25 protein-coding genes, 1 tRNA gene and 2 pseudogenes are annotated in these 26,118 nt (G+C 38.0%); 6 read left to right on the top strand and 22 right to left on the bottom strand.

Annotated features, from left to right (window positions below; genetic code table 11):
- Positions 1 to 143: 143 nt before the first annotated feature.
- From phoU to FB379_RS01570, 10 genes and pseudogenes are all read right to left on the bottom strand, one after another.
- Positions 144 to 797 (bottom strand): phosphate signaling complex protein PhoU, encoded by a 654-nt coding sequence (gene phoU / locus FB379_RS01615; RefSeq protein WP_063388079.1) that lies wholly within the window; start codon positions 795 to 797, stop codon positions 144 to 146.
- A 41-nt stretch (positions 798 to 838) separates the two neighbouring features.
- On the bottom strand, positions 839 to 1,630 hold the full coding sequence (gene pstB / locus FB379_RS01610; RefSeq protein ID WP_269467022.1) for a phosphate ABC transporter ATP-binding protein PstB: 792 nt from the start codon (positions 1,628 to 1,630) through the stop codon (positions 839 to 841).
- An 84-nt stretch (positions 1,631 to 1,714) separates the two neighbouring features.
- Entirely contained in the window at positions 1,715 to 2,593 is an 879-nt protein-coding gene (pstA, locus tag FB379_RS01605) for a phosphate ABC transporter permease PstA (protein WP_063388078.1), read from the bottom strand.
- Position 2,594: 1 nt separating this feature from the next.
- On the bottom strand, positions 2,595 to 3,536 hold the full coding sequence (pstC, locus tag FB379_RS01600; protein ID WP_063388077.1) for a phosphate ABC transporter permease subunit PstC: 942 nt from the start codon (positions 3,534 to 3,536) through the stop codon (positions 2,595 to 2,597).
- Between the two features lie 73 nt (positions 3,537 to 3,609).
- Positions 3,610 to 4,596: a PstS family phosphate ABC transporter substrate-binding protein gene (locus FB379_RS01595; protein ID WP_063388076.1), complete on the bottom strand. Its 987-nt coding sequence runs from the start codon at positions 4,594 to 4,596 to the stop codon at positions 3,610 to 3,612.
- A gap of 161 nt (positions 4,597 to 4,757) precedes the next feature.
- The gene (locus tag FB379_RS01590) at positions 4,758 to 6,038 is read right to left on the bottom strand and encodes an MFS transporter (RefSeq protein ID WP_144596785.1); all 1,281 of its coding nucleotides are present in this window, start codon (positions 6,036 to 6,038) and stop codon (positions 4,758 to 4,760) included.
- 403 nt (positions 6,039 to 6,441) lie between these two features.
- The gene (gene sodA, locus FB379_RS01585) at positions 6,442 to 7,050 is read right to left on the bottom strand and encodes a superoxide dismutase SodA (RefSeq protein WP_063388074.1); all 609 of its coding nucleotides are present in this window, start codon (positions 7,048 to 7,050) and stop codon (positions 6,442 to 6,444) included.
- Between the two features lie 138 nt (positions 7,051 to 7,188).
- A tRNA-Ile gene (locus FB379_RS01580) sits at positions 7,189 to 7,262 on the bottom strand.
- 56 nt (positions 7,263 to 7,318) lie between these two features.
- Positions 7,319 to 7,801 carry a DUF456 domain-containing protein gene (locus tag FB379_RS01575; protein WP_063388073.1) on the bottom strand — a complete coding sequence of 161 codons (483 nt, stop codon included), beginning with the start codon at positions 7,799 to 7,801 and terminating at the stop codon, positions 7,319 to 7,321.
- Positions 7,802 to 7,857: 56 nt separating this feature from the next.
- A pseudogene (locus FB379_RS01570) lies at positions 7,858 to 9,489 on the bottom strand (Na/Pi cotransporter family protein).
- 362 nt (positions 9,490 to 9,851) lie between these two features.
- On the opposite strand from FB379_RS01570, the gene FB379_RS01565 reads away from it, so the two are divergent.
- The gene (locus tag FB379_RS01565) at positions 9,852 to 10,634 is read left to right on the top strand and encodes a DUF1189 domain-containing protein (protein WP_144596783.1); all 783 of its coding nucleotides are present in this window, start codon (positions 9,852 to 9,854) and stop codon (positions 10,632 to 10,634) included.
- Positions 10,635 to 10,684: 50 nt separating this feature from the next.
- On the opposite strand, the gene FB379_RS01560 is transcribed toward FB379_RS01565, so the two are convergent.
- The gene (locus FB379_RS01560; RefSeq protein WP_144596781.1) at positions 10,685 to 12,382 is read right to left on the bottom strand and encodes a methyl-accepting chemotaxis protein; all 1,698 of its coding nucleotides are present in this window, start codon (positions 12,380 to 12,382) and stop codon (positions 10,685 to 10,687) included.
- A gap of 77 nt (positions 12,383 to 12,459) precedes the next feature.
- Positions 12,460 to 13,674 (bottom strand): MFS transporter, encoded by a 1,215-nt coding sequence (locus FB379_RS01555; RefSeq protein WP_144596779.1) that lies wholly within the window; start codon positions 13,672 to 13,674, stop codon positions 12,460 to 12,462.
- Positions 13,675 to 14,168: 494 nt separating this feature from the next.
- On the opposite strand from FB379_RS01555, the gene FB379_RS01550 reads away from it, so the two are divergent.
- Complete coding sequence (locus FB379_RS01550; RefSeq protein ID WP_063388069.1) at positions 14,169 to 14,471, top strand: hypothetical protein; 303 nt, start codon at positions 14,169 to 14,171, stop codon at positions 14,469 to 14,471.
- A gap of 95 nt (positions 14,472 to 14,566) precedes the next feature.
- Complete coding sequence (ispG, locus tag FB379_RS01545) at positions 14,567 to 15,673, top strand: flavodoxin-dependent (E)-4-hydroxy-3-methylbut-2-enyl-diphosphate synthase (RefSeq protein ID WP_094246222.1); 1,107 nt, start codon at positions 14,567 to 14,569, stop codon at positions 15,671 to 15,673.
- A 35-nt stretch (positions 15,674 to 15,708) separates the two neighbouring features.
- Here ispG and FB379_RS19075 read toward each other — a convergent pair whose 3' ends face one another.
- From FB379_RS19075 to FB379_RS01520, 5 genes are all read right to left on the bottom strand, one after another.
- A complete protein-coding gene (locus FB379_RS19075; protein ID WP_311066327.1) occupies positions 15,709 to 16,095 on the bottom strand; it encodes a DUF4190 domain-containing protein in 387 nt (128 codons plus the stop codon).
- Positions 16,096 to 16,335: 240 nt separating this feature from the next.
- On the bottom strand, positions 16,336 to 16,758 hold the full coding sequence (gene zur, locus FB379_RS01535; RefSeq protein WP_063388066.1) for a zinc uptake transcriptional repressor Zur: 423 nt from the start codon (positions 16,756 to 16,758) through the stop codon (positions 16,336 to 16,338).
- Positions 16,755 to 17,594, bottom strand: a complete 840-nt coding sequence (locus FB379_RS01530) for a metal ABC transporter permease (RefSeq protein ID WP_063388065.1) — start codon at positions 17,592 to 17,594, stop codon at positions 16,755 to 16,757. Before FB379_RS01530 ends, zur begins: the two co-directional genes overlap by 4 nt.
- A 15-nt stretch (positions 17,595 to 17,609) precedes the next feature.
- Complete coding sequence (locus FB379_RS01525; protein WP_066247563.1) at positions 17,610 to 18,368, bottom strand: metal ABC transporter ATP-binding protein; 759 nt, start codon at positions 18,366 to 18,368, stop codon at positions 17,610 to 17,612.
- A 113-nt stretch (positions 18,369 to 18,481) separates the two neighbouring features.
- Entirely contained in the window at positions 18,482 to 19,363 is an 882-nt protein-coding gene (locus tag FB379_RS01520) for a YitT family protein (RefSeq protein WP_144596777.1), read from the bottom strand.
- A 144-nt stretch (positions 19,364 to 19,507) separates the two neighbouring features.
- Here FB379_RS01520 and FB379_RS01515 point away from each other — a divergent pair, with 144 nt between their 5' ends.
- The gene (locus FB379_RS01515) at positions 19,508 to 19,774 is read left to right on the top strand and encodes a DUF2624 domain-containing protein (RefSeq protein WP_063388062.1); all 267 of its coding nucleotides are present in this window, start codon (positions 19,508 to 19,510) and stop codon (positions 19,772 to 19,774) included.
- 38 nt (positions 19,775 to 19,812) lie between these two features.
- On the opposite strand, the gene FB379_RS01510 is transcribed toward FB379_RS01515, so the two are convergent.
- Positions 19,813 to 20,706 (bottom strand): deoxyribonuclease IV, encoded by an 894-nt coding sequence (locus FB379_RS01510; RefSeq protein WP_066247561.1) that lies wholly within the window; start codon positions 20,704 to 20,706, stop codon positions 19,813 to 19,815.
- Positions 20,707 to 20,729: 23 nt separating this feature from the next.
- Positions 20,730 to 22,031: a DEAD/DEAH box helicase gene (locus FB379_RS01505; RefSeq protein WP_144596775.1), complete on the bottom strand. Its 1,302-nt coding sequence runs from the start codon at positions 22,029 to 22,031 to the stop codon at positions 20,730 to 20,732.
- A gap of 123 nt (positions 22,032 to 22,154) precedes the next feature.
- Between FB379_RS01505 and vrrA the strand changes: the two are divergent.
- Positions 22,155 to 22,670 (top strand): annotated as a pseudogene (gene vrrA, locus FB379_RS18670) (VrrA/YqfQ family protein); the annotation flags it as partial.
- Positions 22,671 to 22,774: 104 nt separating this feature from the next.
- Positions 22,775 to 23,722 carry a 4-hydroxy-3-methylbut-2-enyl diphosphate reductase gene (locus FB379_RS01495; protein WP_130156326.1) on the top strand — a complete coding sequence of 316 codons (948 nt, stop codon included), beginning with the start codon at positions 22,775 to 22,777 and terminating at the stop codon, positions 23,720 to 23,722.
- Positions 23,723 to 23,784: 62 nt separating this feature from the next.
- Here the strand turns inward: FB379_RS01495 and FB379_RS01490 are convergent, their stop codons facing one another.
- From FB379_RS01490 to cccA, 3 genes are all read right to left on the bottom strand, one after another.
- Positions 23,785 to 24,906 carry a Nif3-like dinuclear metal center hexameric protein gene (locus tag FB379_RS01490; protein ID WP_130156324.1) on the bottom strand — a complete coding sequence of 374 codons (1,122 nt, stop codon included), beginning with the start codon at positions 24,904 to 24,906 and terminating at the stop codon, positions 23,785 to 23,787.
- Entirely contained in the window at positions 24,907 to 25,617 is a 711-nt protein-coding gene (locus FB379_RS01485) for a tRNA (adenine(22)-N(1))-methyltransferase (protein WP_094246228.1), read from the bottom strand.
- Between the two features lie 89 nt (positions 25,618 to 25,706).
- Entirely contained in the window at positions 25,707 to 26,072 is a 366-nt protein-coding gene (cccA, locus tag FB379_RS01480) for a cytochrome c550 (RefSeq protein WP_063388055.1), read from the bottom strand.
- Positions 26,073 to 26,118 lie beyond the last annotated feature (46 nt).

Below are 26,118 nucleotides of genomic sequence, written 5' to 3'. Positions count from 1 at the left end.
TCCCTTCCTATTTAGATAAATTTGGGCGGCGAACCAAAATTTATTTTAGCACTAGGAGGGGCTTTTTAGTATCGCGGAACCATTTACGAATAACATAGCGATTTTATTTATATAAAAAAGGTTTGCCTGAAAACGGCAAACCTTTAATCATTTAAAGCATAATGGCGGCCTTTAACTAAATATAAAACATTTTCCGCGATATTCGTTGCATGGTCAGCAGTACGTTCAATAAATCTTGCTACAAGAGAGAGCTGGGTAATTTGATTCATATACTCTAAGTTCTCAGGAATAATTTGCAAAAGCTCCTTAATTGCTTCACCATATAAATCATCTACTTCATCGTCTATTTCGGCTATTTTTCTTGCTAATGCAACATCTTCCTCATGGTAAGCTTTCAGCGATAAAGACAGCATTTCTGATGCCAGCTTGTGCATTTTTGTGATTTGTTCAAGCGGTTTTATAAGCGGTTCATTTCCAATTCGAATTGCTGATTTTGCGATGTTGACTGCGTTATCTGCCATTCGTTCGATATCAGCAGCTATTTTAATGGAAACAATGATTCTTCTTAGATCAATCGCAACGGGCTGCTGCTTTGCAATTAAAAGAATTGCAAAGTCATTAATTTCCTCTTCGAGCTGATCGACATTCACATCTTGCTCTAATACTTCAATAGCCAAATCGATATCCTGCTTTTCTAATGCGCGGATTGATTTGCCTAATGCAACTTCCGTCAAACTGCCGATTTCAATTAACTTGGTGTGTAACGTGTTCAAGTCAAGTTCGAATTTTTCTCTCATTTTTTTTCCTCCAACATGAACCGTGTTATTCAAAACAATTATTATCCGAAGCGTCCTGTAATATAATCTTCCGTCCGCTTATCTGACGGATTAGAAAAGATTTGGTCGGTTTCGCCAAATTCGATAACTTCTCCGTTTAAGAAAAAGGCAGTTTTATCAGATATACGTGCAGCTTGCTGCATGTTATGCGTTACAATAATAATGCTGTAATCTTTCTTTAATTCTTGAACCAATTCCTCAATTTTCAACGTAGAAATCGGATCAAGCGCTGACGTTGGTTCGTCCATCAAAATCACATCAGGTTCAATTGCTAAACAACGCGCAATACATAAACGCTGCTGTTGTCCTCCTGACAGGCCATACGCGTTTTCCTTCAACCGATCTTTTACTTCATCCCATATAGCCGCGCCTCTTAAACTTTTTTCGACGATTTCATCCAATATTTTTTTATCACGGATGCCGTGTATTCTCGGTCCATACGCAATATTGTCATAAATAGATTTCGGAAACGGGTTCGGCTTTTGGAAAACCATGCCGACTTGAGTGCGCAGTTCTTCAACACGATAAGATTTATCAAATATATTTTTTCCGCGATATAATATTTCACCGTTGATTCGAACGGATGGAATCAGCTCGACCATTCGATTCAATGTTTTGATATAAGTCGACTTTCCGCACCCAGAAGGACCGATGATTGCAGTTACTTCATTTTCATAAATGTCTAAATCAATGTTTTTTAGAGCTTGATCATCACCGTACCATAAATTTAAGCCGTTCGTTTTATAGACAATTTTCTTTTCATTCTTGTCTTCGCTATTTTGTTCATAAACAATTTCTTGTTCTTTTTTCAGTTCAGTTTTTTTCAATTCAGTAATTGCCAAAATAAAAACCTCCTTCATCCTTTTAGGAAAACCCATTTAATAACGCTTTTGAAATTTGTTTCGAATCAACACCGCAACCGAATTCATTACTATTAAGAAAATAAACAACACAATGATTCCGGCAGCTGCTACATTTTGAAATTCTGCTTGAGGTCGCGACGCCCAATTGTAAATTTGAATCGGCATAACCGTATAGGAGCTTAATAAATTCTCTGGTAAATAGTTAACAAATACAAATGCACCCGCCACAAGAAGAGGGGCTGTTTCTCCAATAGCTCGTGAAAAAGCTAAAATGCTTCCGGTAAGAATTCCAGGAATTGCAGCTGGAAGAACAATTCGATAAATTGTTTGCCATTTCGTTGCTCCCATTCCATAAGAAGCTTCACGTAACTCTTTCGGAACCGAACGGATCGCTTCTTGTGCCGCCACGACAATAACTGGCAATATTAATAAACTCATCGTTAAACCGCCTGCCAAAATGCTTCTGCCTAAATCCATTCCCCGAACAAATACTGTAAGCCCCAACAAACCAAAAACAATAGATGGGACACCCGCCAAATTCGAAATATTCGCCTGAATAAAATTTGTAAGTTTATTTTTTTTCGCATATTCCTCTAAATAGATAGCTGTTCCTACACCAAGCAGGAGGGAAATTGGAATGACCACTCCCATAACCCAAATTGAGCCGACCAGGGCTGCTTTTATTCCTGATGCAGAAGCTCTCCTAGAGGCAAAATTTTGGAAAAACTCCGGTGTTACATAACTAATTCCTTGAGTGAATATTCGGTATAACAGAATAGCAAGTACTACTAAAGCGAAAATGGTAGATACAAAAAACAGTGTTTGAAAAAAACGATTTTTCATGGCCCTTTTGCCCATCATTTTTCGAACAACCGTTTGATCAATGTACTTCATGTTAATATTCCTCCCTGAATCGGCGCGAGATAAATTGAGCTAATAAATTCATCAGCATTGTAAAGACAAAAAGCGTGGCACCGACAGCATAAATGCTGTAATAGATTGTTGTTCCGTATCCCGCATCGCCCGTGCTGACTTGAACGATATAAGCCGTCATCGTTTGAATAGATTCAGTTGGATCAAACGTTAATTTTGGAGTGGCTCCTCCAGCCAATGTGACAATCATTGTTTCGCCAATCGCACGGGAAATTCCTAGTACGAACGAGGCAACGACTCCCGATGTGGCAGCAGGAAGTACTACTTTTAAAGCCACCTCAAATTTTGTCGCACCTAAAGCAAGTGCGCCTTCTCGAATGGAATTCGGAACAGAGCTCATCGCATCTTCTGAAAGGGAAGCAATCATCGGAATAATCATAATTCCAACAACAATGCCCGGGCTTAATGCATTGAAAAAGCCAATATCAGGGATCAATTTTTGCAAGAGAGGAGTAACAAACGTCAGAGCAAAAAAACCATATACAATAGTTGGAATTCCTGCCAAAACCTCTAAAATCGGTTTGATAATCCTTCTTGTCCGATCTGACGCATACTCACTCAAAAAAATAGCAGATGCAAGACCGACTGGAAGCGCAACAATCATGGCAATAACCGTTACTAAAAGCGTGCCAGAAACAAGAGCCATGATTCCATATGAGGCATCATCTTTTAAAAACGGATACCATTCTTTTTCAGTGATAAATTCAAAAAAAGAAACTCGTGAAAAAAACATGATTGTTTCTGTAGCAAGAGTAGCAATGATTCCGATAGTTGTTAAGATGGAAATAGCTGCTGCAACAAATAAAACGGCTGGGACCATTTTTTCCATAAAATCGCGCGTGGATTTTTTTGTTTTTTTCTCTTTGATCATTTCCCGAACCGATTTTCCTGCAGATAAAGCCATCATGAAAACCCCTTTCATGCCCATAGGAAGATGAGAAGCAAGGATGCTTCTCATCCAACCAGTCTATTTATTTTTATTTTAAACCTTCAAGCGTTTTTAACTGTTCATCATATTGCTCTTGCGGAAGTTTTACATAGCCAACTTCCTCTGCCAATTGCCCAGCGTTTTCCAAGGCAAACTTCACGTATTCATACACTTGCGGCTTTTCTTTTAATGATTTGTTGTTCACATAAAAGAATAGCGGACGGGAAAGCGGTTCATAAGTTCCTTTTTCAATCGTTTCATTTGTCGGCTCGACTGCTTCCCCTTTAGAGTTTACAATCGGTACAACTTTCAACTGGTCTTTATTTTCTAAATAGTATGCATAGCCGAAATAACCTATTGCATTTTTATCGTTAGCGACTCCTTTTACAAGTACGTTATCGTCTTCGGACAATGTCGCATCTTTTACAATCGGCTCACCGCCTAAAACAACTTCATCAAAATAATCATACGTACCGGAATCTGTACCAGGCGAGAAGTATTTAATTTTTTCATCCGGCCACTCAGGGTTGATGTCAGACCATTTTTTCGGCTCGCCTTTCCAAATTTTTGCTAAATCTTCGATCGTAAGTTTATCGACCCAGTCATTTTCTTTGTTTACAACAACGGATAAACCGTCAAAAGCAATTTTGAATTCTGTATATTCAATACCATTTTCTTCAGCAACTTTTTTCTCTTCGTCTTTAATTGGGCGAGATGCGTTAGAAATATCAGTTTCACCAGCTGTAAATTTTTCAAAGCCCCCGCCTGTTCCTGAAATTCCAATTGGAGCTTTTACATCAGGATGTTCTGCAGCAAATTCTTCAGAAACAGCTTCCATTATCGGACCAACAGTTGATGATCCATCAATAGCGATTTCACCTTCTAATTTTTGCTCGCTTGATCCGCTTTCTGAAGATGATTGCTGTCCGGAGTTTGAACCATTTGTGTTTGCATCATCCGAATTACCGCAGGCTGCTGCAAAAGCTAATACAGAACTGATCATAATGGATGACGCCAAAAATTTAAAATTTTTCATTCGGTTACTTCCCCCTATTATTTCGTGATCTCATCTTACGTATATAAGATTAACTTTCAAGTATTAAACAAGTTTTAATAGAATGTAAAGCTTTTGTAAAGCTTGTTTTTTGTGTGTATAAAAAACAGATGATGCTGCGTAAACGGCATTCCGCATTTATTTTATCCCTTCTCTCCATCCGCTAGATTTGGCCTGTGTATGCGCTTTTCTTGTTTTAACGGGCGGTTGCTTTCTTTCAGCCTAATTTGTTTAACAAACAGATATATGAACGCATGGCCTGAACCTATTAAGAGCAATAAAAAAGGAATGGTTTTTGTTTCATTTGTCAAAGCAACTGTAAAAATAAAAAAGAGGATCGATAGGATTCTTCCTGCATTTAGAAAAATTTCTCGAACAACAATATATTCGATCCTTGCTTGCGCAATATTCCACCCTTTTCCAATCACATCATACGTGATCGAAGAGTACGGAACAAGCAAAATTGGATAGGCAATTCCGATTGCAATAGTATATATTAACAATCTTTCATAGGAAATTTGAAATAAAATGAGAAACAAGGAAAAGTATAGCATAAGCCCGCCGGCTAGAATAGCTTTTTTCCTCATTTTTTTCGTAATCCACCGAGAAGCCACAATATAAGTGAAAAAGGCTACGAAAGAATTTAGAAAACTAAATGTACCTAAAGCCATCTCACTTTTGGTCACGATGTATACAAACACATTAATGAAAAATGTAAATGTTCCTTCACGCAATCCTTGAAACACATGAGCGTTTGTAATTAATCTCCAATTTTTGTTTCTTTTTCTTTCTTGAATGATTTTCAATAAAATGTAATCTCCGTGAGCTTTTCTAGACGTAAAAAAGAAGCTCAACATGACAGCAACAGTAAATAACATTAACGAAACTGCAAAAATCACTTTATACCCAATAGTATTTGTAAGTCTTGAAATAATCAGACCGGCTAACATCGGTCCAATCATCCCTGAAAGGGAAGTTAATATCCCAAGAAAGCCATTAAAAAAGTCCCGTGTTTCCGGTTCAGTAATTTCAAATGTCAACACATTAAAGGCTAGCCAATAAAAACCGTAGCCGATGCCAATGATTGCACCTAACAAATACATGTAGTTGACAGCTTGATCTTTTAAAACTAAAACGGTTAGAAAAAATGCGGCTAAAAACGACACTCCTAGGCGAAGTACAACGACTCGATCAATTTTTTTGGATACTTTCCCAGCAATAATGAAAGCAAGCGGCTGAAAAATGACAATAAATAAATTGTATAATCCTAAATCAATCAATTCCCCTGACTGTTTCCATAAATAAACATTTACGAACGTATTCGAAAGTGCAATGCTTAATGAATAAAAACCGCCGATCATCAACAGCAGCATTAAATCATGGTCTGTTTTTCTTGATCCAATCCATTTTTTGACGTTTATCATATAAAACTCCCCTTTACTTGCTACTACTATTTTTCCTAGCTAAAGGGGAGTTATGTATAAAGAAAGGTGTTTTCGTTACCTTTCAGTGATCAGCCTCAAAAAAATGCACAGAAACCGCTGAAACGCGAATTATGCCAGTCATTTCCAAAAAATAGTAGAGTAGAAAACTGATTTCAGGGGCTGTCCAGAAAGTCAAATCCGTTTGTGTCGTCCCATAGGCTTGACCAGTTTGGATTTTTCTTTGTTGATTTCAAGGTCTAGTTTCTCCACCAGTTGCCTGTCAGCTACCGAGCGTCCTGGCATTTACTCGAGTTGGATTTGCACCAACTAGCAGATAACAGCTTAGCTGGGCGCGCCAAATAAAAAAAGGCTGAGATTCGAATATCTCAGCCTCTTATAACAGTTATTTTGCAGCGCTGTAGCGTTTTGCCACTTCGTCCCAATTCACAACATTCCAAAACGCTGCAATATATTCAGGACGACGGTTTTGGTATTTTAAGTAATAAGCATGCTCCCAAACATCAAGACCTAAAATTGGAGTTTTCCCTTCCATAAGAGGATTGTCTTGGTTTGGAGTGCTTGTAATTTCAAGCTCGCCGTTGTTTACAACCAACCATGCCCAGCCGGAGCCAAAACGACCAGCAGCAGCTTTAGCAAATTCTTCTTTAAAAGCTTCAAAACTTCCAAATTTTTTGTTAATTGCTTCTGCTAATTCTCCAGTTGGCTCGCCGCCTCCATTCGGTGAGAGGATGGTCCAGAACAAGCTGTGATTTGCATGTCCTCCGCCATTATTTCGAACAGCTGTACGAACAGATTCAGGAACAGCGTCTAAATTAGAGATTAAGTCTTCTACACTTTTAGATAAAAGTTCAGTTTGACCTTCCAAAGCAGCGTTCAAGTTCGTCACATATGTGTTATGATGTTTTGTGTGGTGAATCGTCATTGTTTCTTTGTCAATATGAGGTTCCAATGCATCATAGTCGTATGGCAATTTAGGTAATTCATAAGCCATAATGAATCTCCTCCTTAATGATTAATATGTACTAAATGCTTTCTGCCTTGAAGCTTTCATATTCAGATTACCAAACTTATTAAAATGATGCAATTAATGTGCAATTAAAAAAGCGGTTACATTATTCGACTAATTTTATGGACCCTGCAGGATTCGAACCTGCGACCGGACGGTTATGAGCCGTCTGCTCTAACCAGCTGAGCTAAGGGTCCTTTTTCAAACACATAAGTAAATTATCACTAAATAGCTGTTGAAGTCAATGGCTAATTTAGAATATTGTATAAAGAAAATGAATGATCATCAACAGCTGAATCAGCCCTTTTGCTACTGTGCTCGCCAACAACCCCAATAAAGAACCGACTCCAACCTTTACAGCCTCGCTAAATGTTTTGCGGTGTACGAGAAGCTCTGCCGCAACAGCCCCTAAAAAAGGTCCTAAAATAATGCCAACAAACGGGATGATAAATGGCCCGGCAATTAAACCAATCGTACTTCCCCATCCGGCTGCTTTACTTCCACCAAACCGTTTAACTCCTACCATATTTGCCAAATAATCCGATAGGAATAAAAGAATGATGAACATACTTTCAACAACCCAAAATGAAATGGTTAACTGGCTGAAGCTAAAACAAATTCCATAGATAAAAAAGGCTGCTACAATCAATAACGCTGACGGTAAAATGGGGAAAAGCAGCCCGACAAAAGATAAGATAAAAAGAGCAATGATCAAAATCCAAATGATTACATCCATTTGCTTATCCTCCTAGAAATTAGAAATCAATGAACAATTTAATCCACTTGAAACGATTATTGACGGTATCCTAAAACAGCTTCCGCAATATTCACCGAGTGGTCGCCAATTCGTTCTAAGTTGCTGATAATATCTACATATACTATTCCGCCTTGTCCGGTACAAATCCCTTCATTAATGCGGATAATATGTTTTTTGCGTAAAGTGCGTTCCATTCTATCGATTTTTTCTTCAGATTTCAATACTTTTTTTGCTAATACAACATCGTTATCATCTAAAGCGTCGATCGCATCCTTCACATTTTACAAGGTAATTTCAAACATTTCCAATAAATCTTCCAATGCCTGCACAGTAATGGTGACTTTATTATTATTTTTATAATCAATAAGCTCCACTATATTTTCAAAATGGTCGCCGATTCGTTCAATATCTCGAACAGTATCCATTAAAATGGAATGTCGGCGTGAATCATTTTGCGACATATCTTTTCCAGAAATCAATACGAGATAATCTGTTATTTTCCTATCTAAATTATTGATCGCCTCTTCAAGCTGCATCGCCATTTGTGCGTGCTTCTGCTGATTTGTCATCAAAAATTGTCTCGTTTCCTCTAGCCCTAATGATGCATATTGACCCATCCGAAGCACTTCTTCCTTCGCTTGCCCTAAAGCAATGGTTGGTGACTGTTCAATAAAAATTGGATCCAAATGCTTCGCTTTATACTCTATCGCTAAATCTTCACCAGGTATAACTTTTGTGACAAGCAGTGCAAGTGCACCGATGAACGGCGCTTGAACGATCGTATTGACAACATTAAATATTCCATGAGCAAAGGCAATGGTCATTTCAGGATTTAAATACAAATGGGCTTGCAATGATTCGATAAAATATTTGAAAATTGGTAAAATAATTAGAAAAATTGCCGTTCCGATTAAATTAAACATTACATGCGTCAAAGCAGCCCGTTTAGCAGCAATCGATGCTCCAATTGATGCCAAAACTGCTGTGATGGTTGTTCCGATATTATCACCGAATAATAAAGGCAGCGCAGCGTTGAGATCAATTAACCCTTGTGAAAACATCATTTGCAAAATCCCAATCGTCGCACTTGAACTTTGAACGATGATTGTAAAAACGGTTCCAATTACAACGCCAAGCAGCGGATTTGCACTTATGCTGACAGTCAAGTCATGAAAAATTTCTAATGATCTTAACGGCTTCATGCCGTCTCCCATCAATTCAAGCCCAAAAAACAAAGCGCCAAATCCAAAGATCACCTGCCCGATGCTGTTTATTTTTTTGTTTTTAGAAAAAAATAAAAGAACAGAACCTATAAATAAAATTGGCAAGGCATAAGCTTCGATATCGAATCCGATAATAAATGCCGTAACAGTCGTTCCGATATTTGCTCCCATGATCACGCCTATTGCTTGCTTTAAGCTCATGAAGCCGGCAGAAACGAGACCAACCGTTAAAACAGTTGTACCGCTGCTTGATTGAATTAACATTGTCACAAACATCCCAGCAAAAATACCCATAATAGGGTTTGTCGTAAACTTATCCAAAATATCTCGTAATTTATCTCCGGAGAATTTTTGCATACCTTCTCCCATACTTTTAATCGCAAATAAAAAAATTCCAATCCCGCCAAGAAATTCAAATAATATTTTTTGAACATCTACATCCACTCGTTTCACCTCCTTATTTTTCCAAATGTATTAACAGTTGAATCATTTTTGAAAAAGAAACGTTTATATTTCCCATTACCAAATTCCTTCAAATCCACTTTTTTTATTTTGCAATCGGTGCAGGCTCCTGCAGCTTCTATCTATAATAATGGATGAAGCCGATATGCCCCGCAAACAAAATTAATTTTTAACATGTTCCTCCCACACATGTTACTTTTATATTTTAAATTTAACAAAAAAATTTTACATTTTGTTCACAATTGTTATTCTTATTGCCGAATCGCCTATATAACTTATTTTCATTATTTTTGTTTCATTGGTACAATCAAATAGAAATGTTATAAAAGGAAGTGTTTCGATCAATGAATTTATTTGTCCTCCTTTTTAAAAGCATATACTCTCCAAAAACAATCGCTCTTACTAGATTTCAAAAAATCGGCAAACCTATTCTTTATGGATTTTTATTGGCCTTTCTTGCCGCCCTGCCCAATTGCATATATTTAAACTTAGCTATTGTAAATGCTATAAACGGGCTTGACCAAACGATAAATGAAAAAATCCCTGAATTCACCATTCATAACGGAACTTTAAAATCCGAGGAAAATGCGGTTGTGAAAGCAAAGCATGATCAATATACAATTATTTTTGACCCAAAAGGAACTTTCACAAGGGATGACTTGAAATGGCAGGAAAACGTCATCGGCATCTTATCGAATGAATTTGTTTTCGTTTCCAATGGCACAATGCAGCAGCTCGAGTATAACTTTTTTCAGGAAACAGAGATAACAAAAGAGGATTTGACAGCTGCCATCAAACAGCTGTCTGAAGTTGCTCCGATTATCATTCCCGTGATATCTGTCACACTATTTGCGATGTCAGCCACTTCTAAATTTGTGGAAATTACGTTTTTAGCTATTGTCGGGCTGTTGTTTAAAAAGAGGATGGGAAAAAGATTAAATTTTAAACAGCTTTGGACTATTTCAGCCTACAGCGTCACGCTTGCAACCGTGTTTTTTGCCATTATGAACTTTTTTCTCATCGATATATCCTTTGCTCTTTATATAAACTGGTTTGTACATATAACTGTTTTATATCTTGTATTAAAAGAAATCCCGAGCCCGAAACAACCAATAAAAGCTGCATAAAAAACCCCTTAAGGCAGAATTTCCAACTCTGCCTTAAGGGGTTATTAACACTATGATTTAAACTGAAATTTGTTTGTAGTGGACTTTAGAGATTCTGACAGTTCCATTAAAGTTAGTCCAATAGCATGGGTTTCGCGAATTTGTTCCATCTGTACTTTTGCGACAGATTGCATTTGCTCTGCACTGGCGAACGTTTCTTGAGAGACTGATAAAAAATTTTCAGCAGATTGCTCCATTTTAGGGAGCCAATCATCTAAAGTATGTAAGCTGTGTCTTGTTTCAGACAATATTTCATTCACTTTTCCAATCTCATCTACTAGTTGATCAAATGAAAGCCGCGATTTACCTGCAACTTCTAAATGGTTTTGCACAAGCTCCAAAATTAGCTTAAACTGCTGATAAGCGCTCTGAGAAATATCATGCATCATTTTTACAGACTGTGCTATGTCTTCCGTCGCTTTGGATGACTGTTCAGCCAATTTTCGGACTTCCTCAGCAACGATAGCAAATCCTTTGCCTTCTTCTCCAGCTCTTGCTGCTTCAATTGTTGCATTTAATGACAATAGCTTTGTTTTCTCAGATATTGCATATATCATTTCCACAACCTTTTCAATCGCCGTCGAATGATCTCGAACACTTTGGATCGTTTTAGACATAGTTTTGCACTCTTTTTCAAAGCGATTTAACGATTCGATCATCTGTCTCATATTTTGTTCTCCCGTGTTGGCTGATCGGTTCATGCCTTGTGCGCTTGAGAAAAGGCGCTCTATTCTCTCCAGCACAGTTTGAACTGTATTTTTCATGGAATGAAATACTTTTGCGCTTTCTTCAGAGCTTGAAGCTGTTTGCTGCGCACCGTTTTTCACCATTTCAATCGCTTCAACAAGATTCGTATGTAATGTTAATACGTCATCAGAAGAGTGTTTAAGCTTCCGGCCTGTCGAAAACAAATTTTCTGTTGTGGTATTAATCCTTTGAATCATCATCCCCAAATAGCCTGCCAATTGCTTAAAGCTTTTGATGAGCGAAAGGATTTCTGGAAGATTTGTATTTATGTTTAAATCAAGCTGAATATCTCCTTCACGCATTTTTCTCATTTTTTCCCTCAAAATCGTCAACGGTTTTGTCATACTTCTGACAGCTAAAAACAATATTCCCATCATAAAAAAGACACTGATTATTCCAATCCAGATTGTATTGTAAGCTAGTTCATGCACAGGCTTTATAAAACTTTCTGTCGGAACGGCAAGCAAAAAAATTCCTTTCAATTCCTGCATTTCTTTAAAGGCCAACGTATAATCTTGTCCATTGAAAGATTTATGAATAATTCCGCTATTTTTTTTCGTTATTTCCTTTACAATTGCAGTTGGGATTTGAGTTTTTGTTTTAACGCTAACCGAAAATGGTGTGGCCTTTTCATTTCGAACGAAAAAAAAGTCAGCATTTAAACCGTCCTGAATCAGCTGGGAGGATTGCCTTTGAACGACTTCTTTATCAAATCTTTCGAAAAAATCATCAGAGCTATTTACATAAGCATACAGAAGATTGCTGGCAGCAATCTCTGTCATATATACTTCCCTTTTTAATCGATCCTCTATCAAATTAAAAGTTGTTTCACTTGCTTTTTGGTAAGCAGTATAACCGACAACAGTTATCGAACTAATAAGAAGTATGAGCGCAAACAAAATCAATCTTACAGATAGAGGTATTCGCTCTCCTATCGACATGTTCTTTCTCTTCTTTTTCACTATTATGATTTCCCCCTTTATAAGCTTAACAGCATTATGACAAAAGATTATTAAGGGAATTTAAAGTTTTTTTATTTTTATTGTAAATTCCTCCACATTTTGCTACATACTATTTTCCAATTATTTTTAAATACGTATAGGAGTAAACATTGAACGAGCGACAACATAAAAAATAAAAGCTTAAACAACAACTGTTCATTGCCAATCCACAAGCTAAAAACAACCGGTCCGAGCGCAACCCCTAAAAAGCGCGCCATCCCGTATAAGCTAACTACAATCCCTCTTTCTGCATCATCAACACTTGATATGATCAACGAATTAATAACCGGCAGCACAAAACCTAAGCCGCCAAATGAAATAGTGATAAAAAACAAAAATAGCGAAAACTGTTGAAAAATCAAAAAACTGAAAAATGATAAAAACGTCATGAACATCCCTACCAATAAAAAAAGAAAACGGTTTTTTACATAGTCCAATCGCTTTCCTGTCCAATAAGACGATATAGATAATGCGCCTAACGGAAAAGAGTATACAAATCCTTTAAAGAATCCATCGATATGATATAACTCTTCAATTAAATAGGCTAAATAATACAGCAGCCCAAAAAGCAAAAACATACTTGTACCGCCATACAGGTAAAGAGATAACAATCGCGCTTTTTGCACCTTTAACACATCAGCTATTCTTTGCACATATTCGTGAAGCGATATTTTTTCCTCGCCTGATGGAGAAGTCTTTATAAAAAAAAGAATGAAAAAAAGTAAGAGAGTTCCAATAATAGGGAAAAGAATGAATGGAAAATACCATGCTACAAGGGCTAACAAAGCTCCTAAAATGGGAGCGGCTACTTTTGCAGTTCCGTTGAACACTTCTAAAACGGCAAGAGCTCGATCCCGTTTTTCGGCCGTAAACATGTCTCCTGCTAATGACATGGCTAGAGACGATATTCCTCCTGTGCCAAGCCCTTGCACCAAACGTCCAGCTAACAATGTCCAAAAAGCAATAGATTTGTTGACAAAACCGCTGAAAAAACAGATAGCCCCACCTATGATCAGCAATAAAAGCGACCATAAAATAAATGTTTTTCGGTCGTAACGGTCGGAAAGGAAACCTACGATTGGGATGATGATCGCTGCAGGTATATTAAATATGCTTAAAATAAAGCTCGTCTGTGCAGCTGTAATTTCAAGCGCTTGTCCAAACTCCGGCAATATCGGGATCAGCATCGAATTCCCTAGCACCATCATAAACGGAAGCATCCCTAATAACATAATGATGATATGCTCTCTCATATTTATCTCCCTTCGTTTACTCGAATTTCGAATTGATGCATGAATTCATTGTTGACAGCAGGGAATGCGTTAAACCGAAGAATATCTTGGACGTTTTCAAAATGCTCTTCGATCGTAAAGCTGCCTCTTCTACCCTTTAGGTTTAACTGAGCTTCCCTCTCGCATTAATTCAGGCACTGGCTTCAGCTTGAACATATTTTCGGAAAGAATAGCTGGAAAGGATCTGAATTCATAAATTTGAGCCCGCATTGCCTGAAAGCTTTAATCTGTATAAATTTTCCATTTGAGAAGGAAGAAAGATCGAAAAAAGCATCGAACTCGCTTTGCAACAGCTTCAGCAGCTTGTCTCAAGCGAGAAAAGAGATGTTGATTTCTCCCCAGGTCCTCCGAACTTGCTAACTTTTCACTTGTGTATGCCAGCAAAGACATAATTGGTATGTTTGTACATAAAAAAACATATATGTTAATAAAGAACAAAACGGGGGAACATAGAGATGAAACGTTTATTTTCCGCTTTACTAGTTATCTTTTTCAGTTTTGTTATTTATTATGATTTAAAAAACGGTACATTACCTGTATCTTCCATACAAAATGAACAGCATGCTGAAGAACAATTTATGGAGGTAAAAGTGAAGGAAGGAGATACGGTTCTTTCCATTGTTGAAAAAATACACAATAAGCCTGTTCCAGCAAGCATTGAAGAGATTATTAAAGATTTTGGGGAATTAAATTCAAATGAAGATGTGTACAGTATACAAGCAGGAAAAACATACAAATTCCCCTTATATAACAATTAGTTAAAGTTTTTAATTCTTGTCATTGCTTGGCTATGATTGGTACAATATCATAGGATGGCAAATGTTCCATCAAACGTATTTATATTTAAGGAGCGATAAACGTGGGCGAAATCACACATCGTACGAAAACACGTCCAGTCAAAGTAGGCAACATTCAAATTGGCGGAAATAATGAAGTAGTCATTCAAAGCATGACCACAACGAAAACGCATGATGTTGAAGCCACAGTAAAAGAAATTCACAGACTGGAAGAAGCAGGTTGTCAAATCGTTCGTGTTGCTTGTCCTGATGAACGGGCTGCAAATGCAATTCCAGAAATCAAAAAACGCATTAACATTCCTCTAGTTGTCGATATACATTTTGATTACCGGCTCGCTTTAAAAGCGATTGAAGGCGGAGCAGATAAAATACGGATTAACCCGGGGAACATCGGGCGAAGGGAAAAAGTAGAAGCCGTTGTGAAGGCTGCGAAAGAAAGAAACATTCCAATCAGAATTGGAGTAAACGCCGGTTCACTTGAAAAAAGGATTTTAGAAAAGTACGGCTATCCTACTGCTGACGGAATGGTTGAAAGTGCATTGCATCACATAAAAATTTTAGAGGATCTTGATTTTCACGATATTATCGTTTCTTTAAAAGCGTCTGATGTACGGCTTTCAATCGAAGCATATGAAAAAGCTGCAAAGGCGTTTGATTATCCTCTCCATTTAGGGATTACCGAATCTGGCACTTTGTTTGCGGGGACAATCAAAAGCGCTGCCGGCCTTGGAGCCATTTTAAGCAAAGGCATCGGCAATACTTTGCGTATATCATTAAGCGCTGATCCCGTCGAAGAGGTGAAGGTTGCCCGAGAATTGCTGAAATCATTCGGCCTGGCTGCCAATGCAGCAACACTTATTTCATGCCCTACATGCGGAAGAATTGAAATAGATCTCATTAAAATCGCGAATGAAGTCGAAGAATATATTTCAAAAATTCGTGCGCCAATCAAAGTAGCTGTTTTAGGATGCGCAGTAAACGGTCCAGGCGAAGCGAGAGAAGCCGATATTGGAATTGCTGGTGCACGAGGCGAAGGATTGCTTTTTAGAAAAGGAAAAATTGTTCGGAAAGTTCCGGAAGAAACAATGGTCGAAGAATTAAAAAAAGAAGTGGATTTAATCGCTGAAGAATATTTCAAAAAACAAGAAAAGGAAAAAGTTTAAAGCTTGGAGCGGATGCCCCAAGCTTTTTGTTTTTGTTAAAAAAACGGCAATACGAAAATTCCAAGCAGCAAGGAAACGATACCTATTCCGATCGCCCATGCTCCCAGATTTTCCGCACCGCGCCGACGGGCGATAAACCCAATAATGATACCCGTTGCTCCTAATAAAACGGGCAAAACAAATAAAGAAATAATCGATAGTGCCAGCGCCAGCCATCCTAAATTGCGGCCGCCAGCTTCATCGGCGTCATTATTATAATTATATGTTTCATTTGTATTTCTAGATTCAACTGCTCCAGCTTCTGCCGCAGTTTCTTCTAGATAATCTCGGTTTTCATTATTCCGGTTTTCAAAATTTCGGTTTTCCTGAATGGCATTTATTTCAGTTGATTTGCCGGCATGTGGGAAATTTTTGTTTGCCATTGCCATATCCCTCGCTTTCAAAAGATAGGAGCATTTATAGTATAAGCAAATCAATTCCCATTATTATGGAAATGTTTTCAAATAGGATTTAATGTTGGATCAGAGGACGGGAAGAAATATGTTGATCCTTTATTTTTTTACTATTTGTGAAATTTTATTCTTTTTTTAAGAAATGACAAAACTCGAGTTCATCCCTTCTTATCATGAATTCCCATAAAAAACAAACCTTGTGATCAAATTTCACAAGGTTTGTTCATGGCAATTCGGGCATAACCCATAAATTTCAAATTTATGTCCATTAATTTTATATCCGTCCAAATACTCCTCTATCGTATTCATTGGGCATGATTCGATCTCTTTCGTTTTTCCGCATTCCATGCAAATAAAATGGTGGTGATGATGTCCTAAGTCACAATGAAAGCGAAAGTGCTTTTCACCTGAAAGCTCTGTCGTTTCCAATATACCCAACTCTGCAAACAATGATAAATTCCGGTAAATCGTATCAAAACTTAAACCGGGATAGCGCTTATTCATTTTTTCCAAAACATCTTTAGCTGTCAAATATTTATCAGAATCGGCAATTAGTTGAAGCATTTCTTTCCTTTTGGATGTATATTTATATCCCTTTTCTTTTAAATATTGTAAAGCTTGTTCGACATTCATATTTTGCCCCTCCTAGCTTTTGACAAAATAATGGAAAAAATCAAAGCCAATACCTCTAAAATGACAATTGTTCCTCCCGGAGCAATATCTAAATAATAAGATAATACTAAACCGATTAAAACGGAAGCTTCTCCTATTATAACGGAAAGAAAAATTGTCTTTTTAAAACCGGTTGCTATTCTAATGCTTGCAGCAACAGGAAGGGTCATAAGCGAGGAAACTAACAAAATTCCAACAACTCTCATGGAAACGCTTATCACTAGGGCAACTGTTAAAATAAACAAAAGATGCAAGCCTTTTGCCGGCAGCCCTAATGCAGATGCATATTCTTCATCAAACGACAGTAAAAACAATTCCTTATAAAACAATACGATCAACAAAATAACCAATGCTGCAACACCAGTAATAATATATAAATCCGTCCTAGAAACCGCACTAACACTTCCAAATAAGTAATTAAAAAGATCTGTATTAAACCCGTCTGCCAAAGAGATAAATACAACGCTAAAACCGATCCCAGCCGACATAATTATCGGAATGGCCAATTCCGCATAAAATTTATAAAAAGCTCGCAGCTTTTCAATCACAAGTGAGCCTAAAACAGAAAAACCCATTCCTACATAAATTGGATTCAATGAAGAAAAGAAGGATATTTTTGAAGATAAAAAAAGACCGCCCGCAATTCCAGCCAAGGTCACATGACTCAGTGCATCTGCAATTAGTGATAATCGTCTGACCACCACAAAAACACCTAAAAGAGGTGCGATAAAACCGATTAAAATACCTGAAAGAAATGCATTTTGCAAAAACTCAAATTGTAAAATACTGCTAAACATCTTCATTTCCTCCATCTACTCATGATCATGCGTTATTAACTGAACTGGATGCCCGTACAATGAGGTCAATTCCGTTTCTTTCAGGCGTTCAAATTCGTCTTTATTTCCATGGAAATAAAGTTGTTTGTTCAAGCAAGCAACATGCGTAACTTTATCTGTAATAGCTCCAATATCATGGGTAACAAGTATTAATGTGATTTCCAATTCTTTATTCAAATGATGCAAAAGCTGATAAAAATGATTGACTGTCTGACTATCTACACCTACAGTTGGTTCATCTAAAATCAATAATTTAGGTTCACTGACAAGTGCGCGAGCAATAAATACCCTTTGCTGCTGTCCTCCTGAAAGCTCACCGATATTTTGGTGAACTGCCTTTTCCATTCCAACTGCCCGGATCGCTTCCATTACCTTTTCCCGATCAGCTTTTTTCATTTTTTTAAACAAACCGAGTTTGGGAGTCAAGCCGCTCGCTACTACTTCAAAAACAGTAGCCGGGAACGAAGAGTTAAAGCTGTTTGCCTTTTGAGAAACGTAGCCAATTTTATGCCAATCGTTAAATTGATGAATATCTTCACCAAATAAATGAATCGTCCCTTTCTGAGGCTTTAAAAGCCCTAGCAGACATTTCAATAATGTCGATTTTCCGGAGCCGTTCGGCCCAACTAAACCTAAAAATGCTCCTTTTTCAATGGAAATATTGATATTTTCGAGCACATATTTTCTCTCATATTGAAAAAAAAGGTTTTTTACTTCTACTATTTTTTCCCCCATGCTTCTCACCTATTTTATAGGAATCATTACGATTTATTTTTATCATTAAAGTATACAGGAGAAGAGCACATTTGTAAAGAAAAATGTGTTCTCCCTCTATTTCAATGTGTTAATTAATGGATGGCAGATTTAAATTTTCCGCCCTTCGTTTCTTGTGTATTCATAATGGTAATAAACGCGTTCGGGTCAATCTCATGTACAATCGATTTTAATTTTGCCACTTCAAGCCTTGTAACAACTGCATAAATGACGTCTTTTTCCGTATCCGTGTATCCGCCTTTTCCCTTTAATTTTGTCGTTCCGCGTCCTAAGCGTGACAATATGGCATCAGACACTTCATCGTAATGATCAGATATAATGATGGCGGCCTTTGTTTCATCAAGACCTTGAACAACCGCATCAATTGTTTTAAAGGCAATATAATATGTAAAGATGGAATACATGGCTTGCTCAATCCCGAAGACAAACGCTGCGCTTCCAAAAATGAAAATATTCAAAAACATCACGATTTCACCAACGGAAAAGGGAATTTTTTTCGTTAAAAGAATTCCTAAAATTTCTGTCCCGTCCAGAGATCCTCCGTGTCGGATGACAAGTCCCACTCCTGCACCGAGCAAAAAACCACCAAATACAGTGGCTAGCAAAGGCTCTGTAGTAAAGACCTCAAAATCATGGGCCAGCCTTTCCGCAATGGCCAAACAAATGATGCCAAATATGGACGAAAACATAAATGTCTTCCCAATCTGCTTATAACCGGAATACATAAAAGGAAGGTTTAACACAATAACTAATGTTGCGAAATTAATGATTTTAATATGATTCGAAAATATGTGGTCTAAAATAAGCGAAATACCGATGATACCGCCATCAATCATATGATTTGGGACTAAAAACAGCTCGATGCTTACGGCTGCCAGAACAGCTCCGATCACAATCATTAACAATCGATAAATGATGTGTCTTAAGCTTTCTTTTTTATGATGTTTTTTACTCATCTTCTCCTCCTAGTTTTTTTAATCATATTGTATTATAAAAATTTTGCTGAGACGATATTTATGTCATTTTCTCCACCCATTTTTTTTAAAAAAAGGCAACTATCTTCCCCTCTGTTCATACGAATAAGAGGGGAGGCGAGATCTTTGATTTTATTTGAAAAAATTATTCAACAAAAAATTAACAGTTTAAAACCTGAAGAACTTGTGTCATATGCAAAGCAATATGATATATCCATTTCGATTAACGAAGCAAAACAGCTGCTTCAACTCGTACAGGGAAAAAAAATCAACGTGTTTCATGAAGAAGAAAGAATTGCTTTGTTAAAACAAATTGCCAAAATCACTTCGCCGGAAACAGCCAAAAAAGCAAATCAATTATTTTTGCAATTCTTCAATGGCAATTGGAAATAAAAAAGGCAAGTTCCCTAAAAAAGGGAGCTTGTCCTTTTTTATTGATTCGCTATTTTTTCCAAAACATTTTCATCAAACGTCTTATTCTTCAGCATGTCAATTTCAAATTTATAAGGCGGCTTTTTATTTTTTTTGTCGTCACCGACATACGGAGTTTCTAAAATTTTTGGCAAGTCTTTTAATTGCGGATGGTGGACGATATAATTGATTGCTTTAAATCCTATGTGGCCGAATCCGATATTTTCATGACGGTCTTTTTGGGCCCCGCGCGGATTTTTGCTGTCGTTTATATGAACAACTTTTAAACGGTCGATGCCGATGATTTTATCAAATTGATTTAAAACCCCATCAAAATCATTGACAATATCATAACCGGCATCATGAGTATGGCAAGTGTCGAAACAAACGGACAAATGTTCATTGTAGGTAACACCATCAATGATCATCGCAAGCTCCTCAAACGTTCTTCCGCATTCTGAACCTTTGCCGGCCATCGTTTCAAGGGCGATTTGCACTTTTTGCCCCCTCTCCAGCACTTCATTTAAACCTTCAATAATTTTTTTGATTCCGGCTTCTGCACCGGCTCCAACGTGAGCTCCCGGATGGAGCACGATTTGTTTTGCACCGATTGCTTCCGTGCGTTCAATTTCCGATTTTAAAAAATCAACGCCAAGCTGGAAGGTCGCTAAATTTGTTGTATTGCCAATGTTAATAATATATGGTGCGTGAACGACAATTTCTTCGATGCCATGCTCTTTCATATGCGCCAAACCTGCTTCGATATTTAAATCTTCAATTTTTTTTCTTCTCGTGTTTTGCGGGGCTCCTGTATAAATCATAAACGTATTAGCGCCGTATGAAACTGCCTCTTCACTTGCCGCAAGCAACATTTTCTTGCCGCTCATCGATACATGCGAGCCAATTTTTAACATGTTTTTCCTCTCCTTACAACCTTTTATTTATTTTTTCTTGCTTGCTTTTTCTTTAGCTTTTCAATTTGTTCTTTCATCTTTTTTTTGTATCCTGGTTTTACCGATTTTGGCTTTTTGATGATTCCGATAATCGCGTTTGTTTCCATTGGTTGTTTTTTTCTTTTTTGTCTGCGATTTCGGTCATCGAGCGCTTTCCATATTCCGTTTTCAATATCTCGATTTTCAAAGATTATCCCCATTTTTTCAAGCTTTTGCAGCATTTGTTCGTTATCGTCTTCATAGATTGTATAGGCAAATCCTGAAAAGCCAGCCCGAGCCGTTCTTCCGGTTCGGTGAATATAAAAATCTAAATCAGTCGGCAGCTCGGCATTGATTACATGGGAAACACCTTCAATATCAATTCCTCTTGCAGCTAAATCAGTTGCTACTACAACTTGATAGGCAAGATCCTTTATTTGACGCATTTCTTTTTTCCGTTCACGCGGGGTAAGACCGCCGTGGATTTGCCCAACCTTTAATCCCTTTTCGGCAAGACCGTATGCCACATCTTGGGCATTCGCTTTTGTATTCACAAAAATTAACGCTAAATAAGGGTTTAAGGAAACTACCATATTGTATAAAAGATCTATTTTGTTTCGATGCCTCAGCGGAACAAGGACATGCGTGATGTTTTTGGCATGTACTTGTTTTGGAGATACATGAACATACTCAGGATTTTCCATATATTTTTTTAAAAAAGGCTTTAATTTTTCAGGAATGGTGGCAGAAAACACAAGCATTTGCAGTTCTTTTTTCATTCGACTAGCTATTTGGTCGACCTCATAAATAAAGCCTAAATCTAGCATTAAATCGGCTTCATCCACAACTATGCTTTTGGTCGAATATAAATCTAGCGCCCCTTCCTTGACAAGATCAAGAATTCTGCCAGGTGTTCCGATCACAAGATGGGGCTGAGTTTTTAGCTTTTCGATCGCCCGCATTTTATCTGTACCGCCAATAAAAAGTTTTGCATGTAATTCTTTTTCCGGCGGGGCAAATTTTATGATTTTTAACGCTTCCTCGTAAATTTGGGTCGCGAGCTCTCTCGTCGGTGCTAAAACAACAACTTGGACACGCTTTTCCTCTCCGCAAATGCTGTTGATTAACGGTAGCAAATAAGCATGTGTTTTGCCTGTACCTGTTTGTGATTGGCCGATGGCACTTGCTCCTCTTAATATGATTGGGATCATTTGTGCTTGAATTTCAGTCGGTTCTTTAAAACCTAACGACTGAACGGCATCTATAATAAAATCTTGAAATGGAAAATCTTTAAAATCAGCTGCCATTGCAAAACAACTCCTTCATAATCAATCAACCCATTTTTTGATTATAAACAATATAATGGAAAAACTCCAATTTTAATAAAACATTTTCCTAAAACGCCGCATAGTTTAATGTAGGTAAAACAGCAAAAGAAAGGGGAAAAGTTTATGCATCCTTATCGAGCTTTTCCTCCCTTCCGGCAGCAGCCATTGATCCGCCCTTTTTTTGGCGGAGGCTACCATCCTTTTTGGGGGCAGCCACCTGTTCAGCAATGGCCGGTTCCGCCTAGGGGAGGATTACAATCGCTTTTTTCGCGTTTTCTTCCATCGAGCACAATGCATGCAGGAAGTATACCGTCAAGCGGTGCTGTTCAAAGTTTAACAAACCCTGCCAATCTTTCAAACATGTTGACGAATGTCCAAAAAGTTCTCGGTGTCGCTCAGCAAGTCACACCGATGGTTCAGCAATACGGTCCTCTGATTCGTAATCTCCCGGCAATGTTCAAAATTTATAGAGAATTGAAAAATGCTGATACAGACAGTAGCGAAGAAGATGATATAAAAGAAAATTCGTCATCTAAAAGATTGAAGGAACAGACAGCCGATGACAGCCCTTCAGATGAAAATACGTCGGGCGAATCAAAACCTAAGCTTTATATTTAATTGTGTTTTGTTTTCTTCCTCCATGTTAGGTATAATGATGTTAGATAGTCAAGCCGCTTGACGGCTTTTTTATTTTCCTTTACTAAATATCAGGAGGAAAAAACATGGAGGTTATTAAAATTTCCCCTCGAGGATACTGCTATGGTGTTGTTGATGCAATGGTGATAGCCAAAAATGCAGCAATGGATAAATCACTGCCTAGACCGATCTATATTTTAGGAATGATCGTTCATAATAAACATGTAACAGATGCCTTTGAAAAAGAAGGGATTATTACGTTAGACGGAAAAAATCGACTTGAGATTTTGAAAAAAGTCGATAAAGGAACCGTTATTTTCACTGCTCACGGCGTTTCGCCAGAAGTGCGCAAAATAGCGAAGGAAAAAGGGCTTGTCACGATCGATGCTACATGCCCTGACGTCACAAAAACTCATGAACTTATTAAGCAAAAAAAAGAAGAAGGGTATGACGTCATTTATATTGGAAAAAAAGGGCATCCGGAACCGGAAGGAGCAGTAGGTGTAGCGCCGGATATCGTTCATTTAGTCGAGACTGTCAACGATGTTGAAGAGCTCGATATTTCCAACGACAAAATCATTGTTACGAACCAAACAACAATGAGCCAATGGGACGTAGCTGATATAATGGAAAAAGTGAAGGAAAAATATCCGCATGTCGAGTTTCATAAAGAAATTTGCCTCGCAACACAAGTTCGCCAGGAAGCTGTGGCCGAACAGGCAAAAGAAGCTGATTTAACCATTGTCGTCGGCGATCCGCGCAGCAACAATTCAAACCGGCTTGCGCAAGTATCTGAAGAGATTGCGGGCACGAAAGCTTATCGTGTGGCGAATGTAAGTGAAATCAAACTGGAATGGCTTAAAGACGTTAAAAAAGTTGCCGTTACAGCCGGTGCATCAACCCCAACGCCGATTGTCAAAGAGGTCATTCGATTTTTGGAGAATTATGATCCAGAAAATCCAGAAACATGGGATTTAACTTCAAATGTCCCTCTTGAAAAAATATTGCCAAAGGTAAAAGTCAAAAAATCATAGACAAAACCTTTTTAATGATTAAAGGGGATCGGTCCACTAAAAAGGACTGATCCCCCTTTTAATTATAGAAACTTGAACGGATCTGTATGGACGCGGGAAGGAATAATTTCTACTTCCAGATTTTCTTCAGCACACAGCTTTGTTAGTTTTTCCGCCACTCCCTCTTTCATCACCTTTTCAATGTTGTGACCTGGATCAACTACATGTAAGCCGAGCATCATAGCATCGTGAGCTGTGTGGTAATATACATCACCAGTTACATAAACATCTGCGCCTCTCATTTTTGCCTGATAAATGTATTTATTTCCGTCTCCGCCTAAAACGGCTACTTTTTTTATAGTTGCCTGTAAATCCCCTACTACTCTTACTTTTTCCACTTCTAAAGCTTTCTTAACATGCTCTGCAAATTCCTTCAATGTCATTTCTTTTTCAAGCTCTCCAATTTTCCCTAATCCAAGCTGTTTCCCTTCGTTTTCTAATGGATAGATGTCATAAGCAACTTCTTCATAAGGATGCGCCTTCAACATCGCTTGAATGACTTTCTTTTGGATTGACTGCGGGAAGATCGTTTCAATTTTGACTTCTTCAACCATTTCAAGCTTTCCAGTATCTCCGATAAAGGGATTTGCATTTTCCAAAGGTAAAAATGTTCCTGTTCCTGCCGAGGAAAAAGTGCAATAACTGTAGTTGCCGATAAATCCAGCACCCGCTTTGCCAAGCGCCTCCCGAACGTCCCCCTCATAGTCTTTTGGTACAAATACAGCAAGCTTTTTTAATGGGTCTTGATAAGTTGGGACAAGTATTTTTTGATTCACCAGTTGTAAGCGGTCGGCCAAAAGATCATTCACTCCGCCTGGAGCCACATCCAAATTTGTATGGGCTGCATAAACGGCAATTTCATGCTTGATGCATTTTTCTATAATACGCCCTGCCGGATCATCTGTTCTAATATGCTTTAAAGGATGAAAAATGGGAGGATGATGAGCGATAATTAAATCAACCTTTTGATTGATTGCTTCATCAACGACTTCCTCCAAAACATCCAGAGCGACCATAATTTTTCGGACAGGCTTGTTTAATGTGCCGATTTGCAGCCCGATCTTGTCTCCTTCCAATGCATAATGCTTTGGAGAAAACCGTTCAAATAATTGAATAATATGTTGGCCGTTAGCGATTTTCTTCATTTATTTTATGACCTCCTCAATGATCTCGATCACCTTTTTTATTTCTTCTTTTTTTTGCATAAGCTGTTCATTTCCGTTGGATTGCTCCAGCTGCCGTAGAATGTCCTTCCGATGAGAAAGCTCGTGTTTCCATTTTTTTAAAAAAACGTTGTTCTTTTCTTTTAACAAAAATGGACCCATTAACAAAGCTGCTTCAAATGGCAAAGCTTCGTACGGTTTCATTGCATTTCCACGCTTAGCGGACAGCACCTCATATATTTTTCCGCTCTCTTCTAGAATTGTTTCTCCTTCGAGCTCCCAACCATTGTCAATCAGCCATTTTCGAACTTCAATTGCATGAATATTCGGCTGAAGTACAAGCCGTTCAACCTTCCCGAGCTTCTCTTTTCCTTCCTCCAAAATCGTTTTAATAAGCGAGCCGCCCATGCCAGCGATCGTGATGCATGTTGCCTCATCCTTTTGTAATACGGACAATCCGTCCCCTTTCCGAACGGAAATTACATGCTGGAGCCCGTTTTTTTCCACTTGCTTTTTTGCCGCTTGAAAAGGGCCTTCATTGATTTCACCGGCAATCGCTTTCACTGTTTTTTTGGCAAGCACTAAATAACATGGCAAATATGCATGATCTGATCCAATATCTGCTGTCACCTGATTATTCGGAACAAATTCTGCCACAGCCGACAGTCTTTTTGAAAGTTGGACACTGTTCAATTTATTTCACCCTTTATTCCAATTTGGTAAACATGAAAATACGAAAAAAGTCCCCCAAAAGGAAGACTTTTCAACCAATATGTTTTTTATTATTTAATTTTAGAAACCCATTCGGCCATTTCATCAAGCTTTTCTTCAGGTACTAGCCCGCCAGGCATCGCACCGCGGCCGTTTTTAATTGTTTCTTTAATTTCATCAACAGACAATTTGTCGCCAACACCTTTTAATGAAGGACCTGCTCCGCCTTCAAAGTTTTGACCGTGGCAGCTTGCACAGCTTTGCTTGAATATATCCTCCGGCTTTGCATTAGCGACGTCTTCCGTTTTTTGTCCGCCCCCCTCTTTTTCTTCAGCCATCTCTTTCATATTATCCAGTCCGATGAAAGAAAATGCAACCATTAGTCCAATTCCAAACACAATGATTAATGCAAATGGAATAAGCGGATTACGATTCATTTTGTAACCTCCCTTATGTATAACCGTACATTTGCTTTTTTCGCTC

This window comes from Aeribacillus composti (assembly GCF_007827555.1).
Classification (GTDB): domain Bacteria; phylum Bacillota; class Bacilli; order Bacillales; family Aeribacillaceae; genus Aeribacillus; species Aeribacillus composti.
Note: the sequence above shows the minus strand (reverse complement) of the source record. Positions and strands in the feature narration are given on the sequence as shown.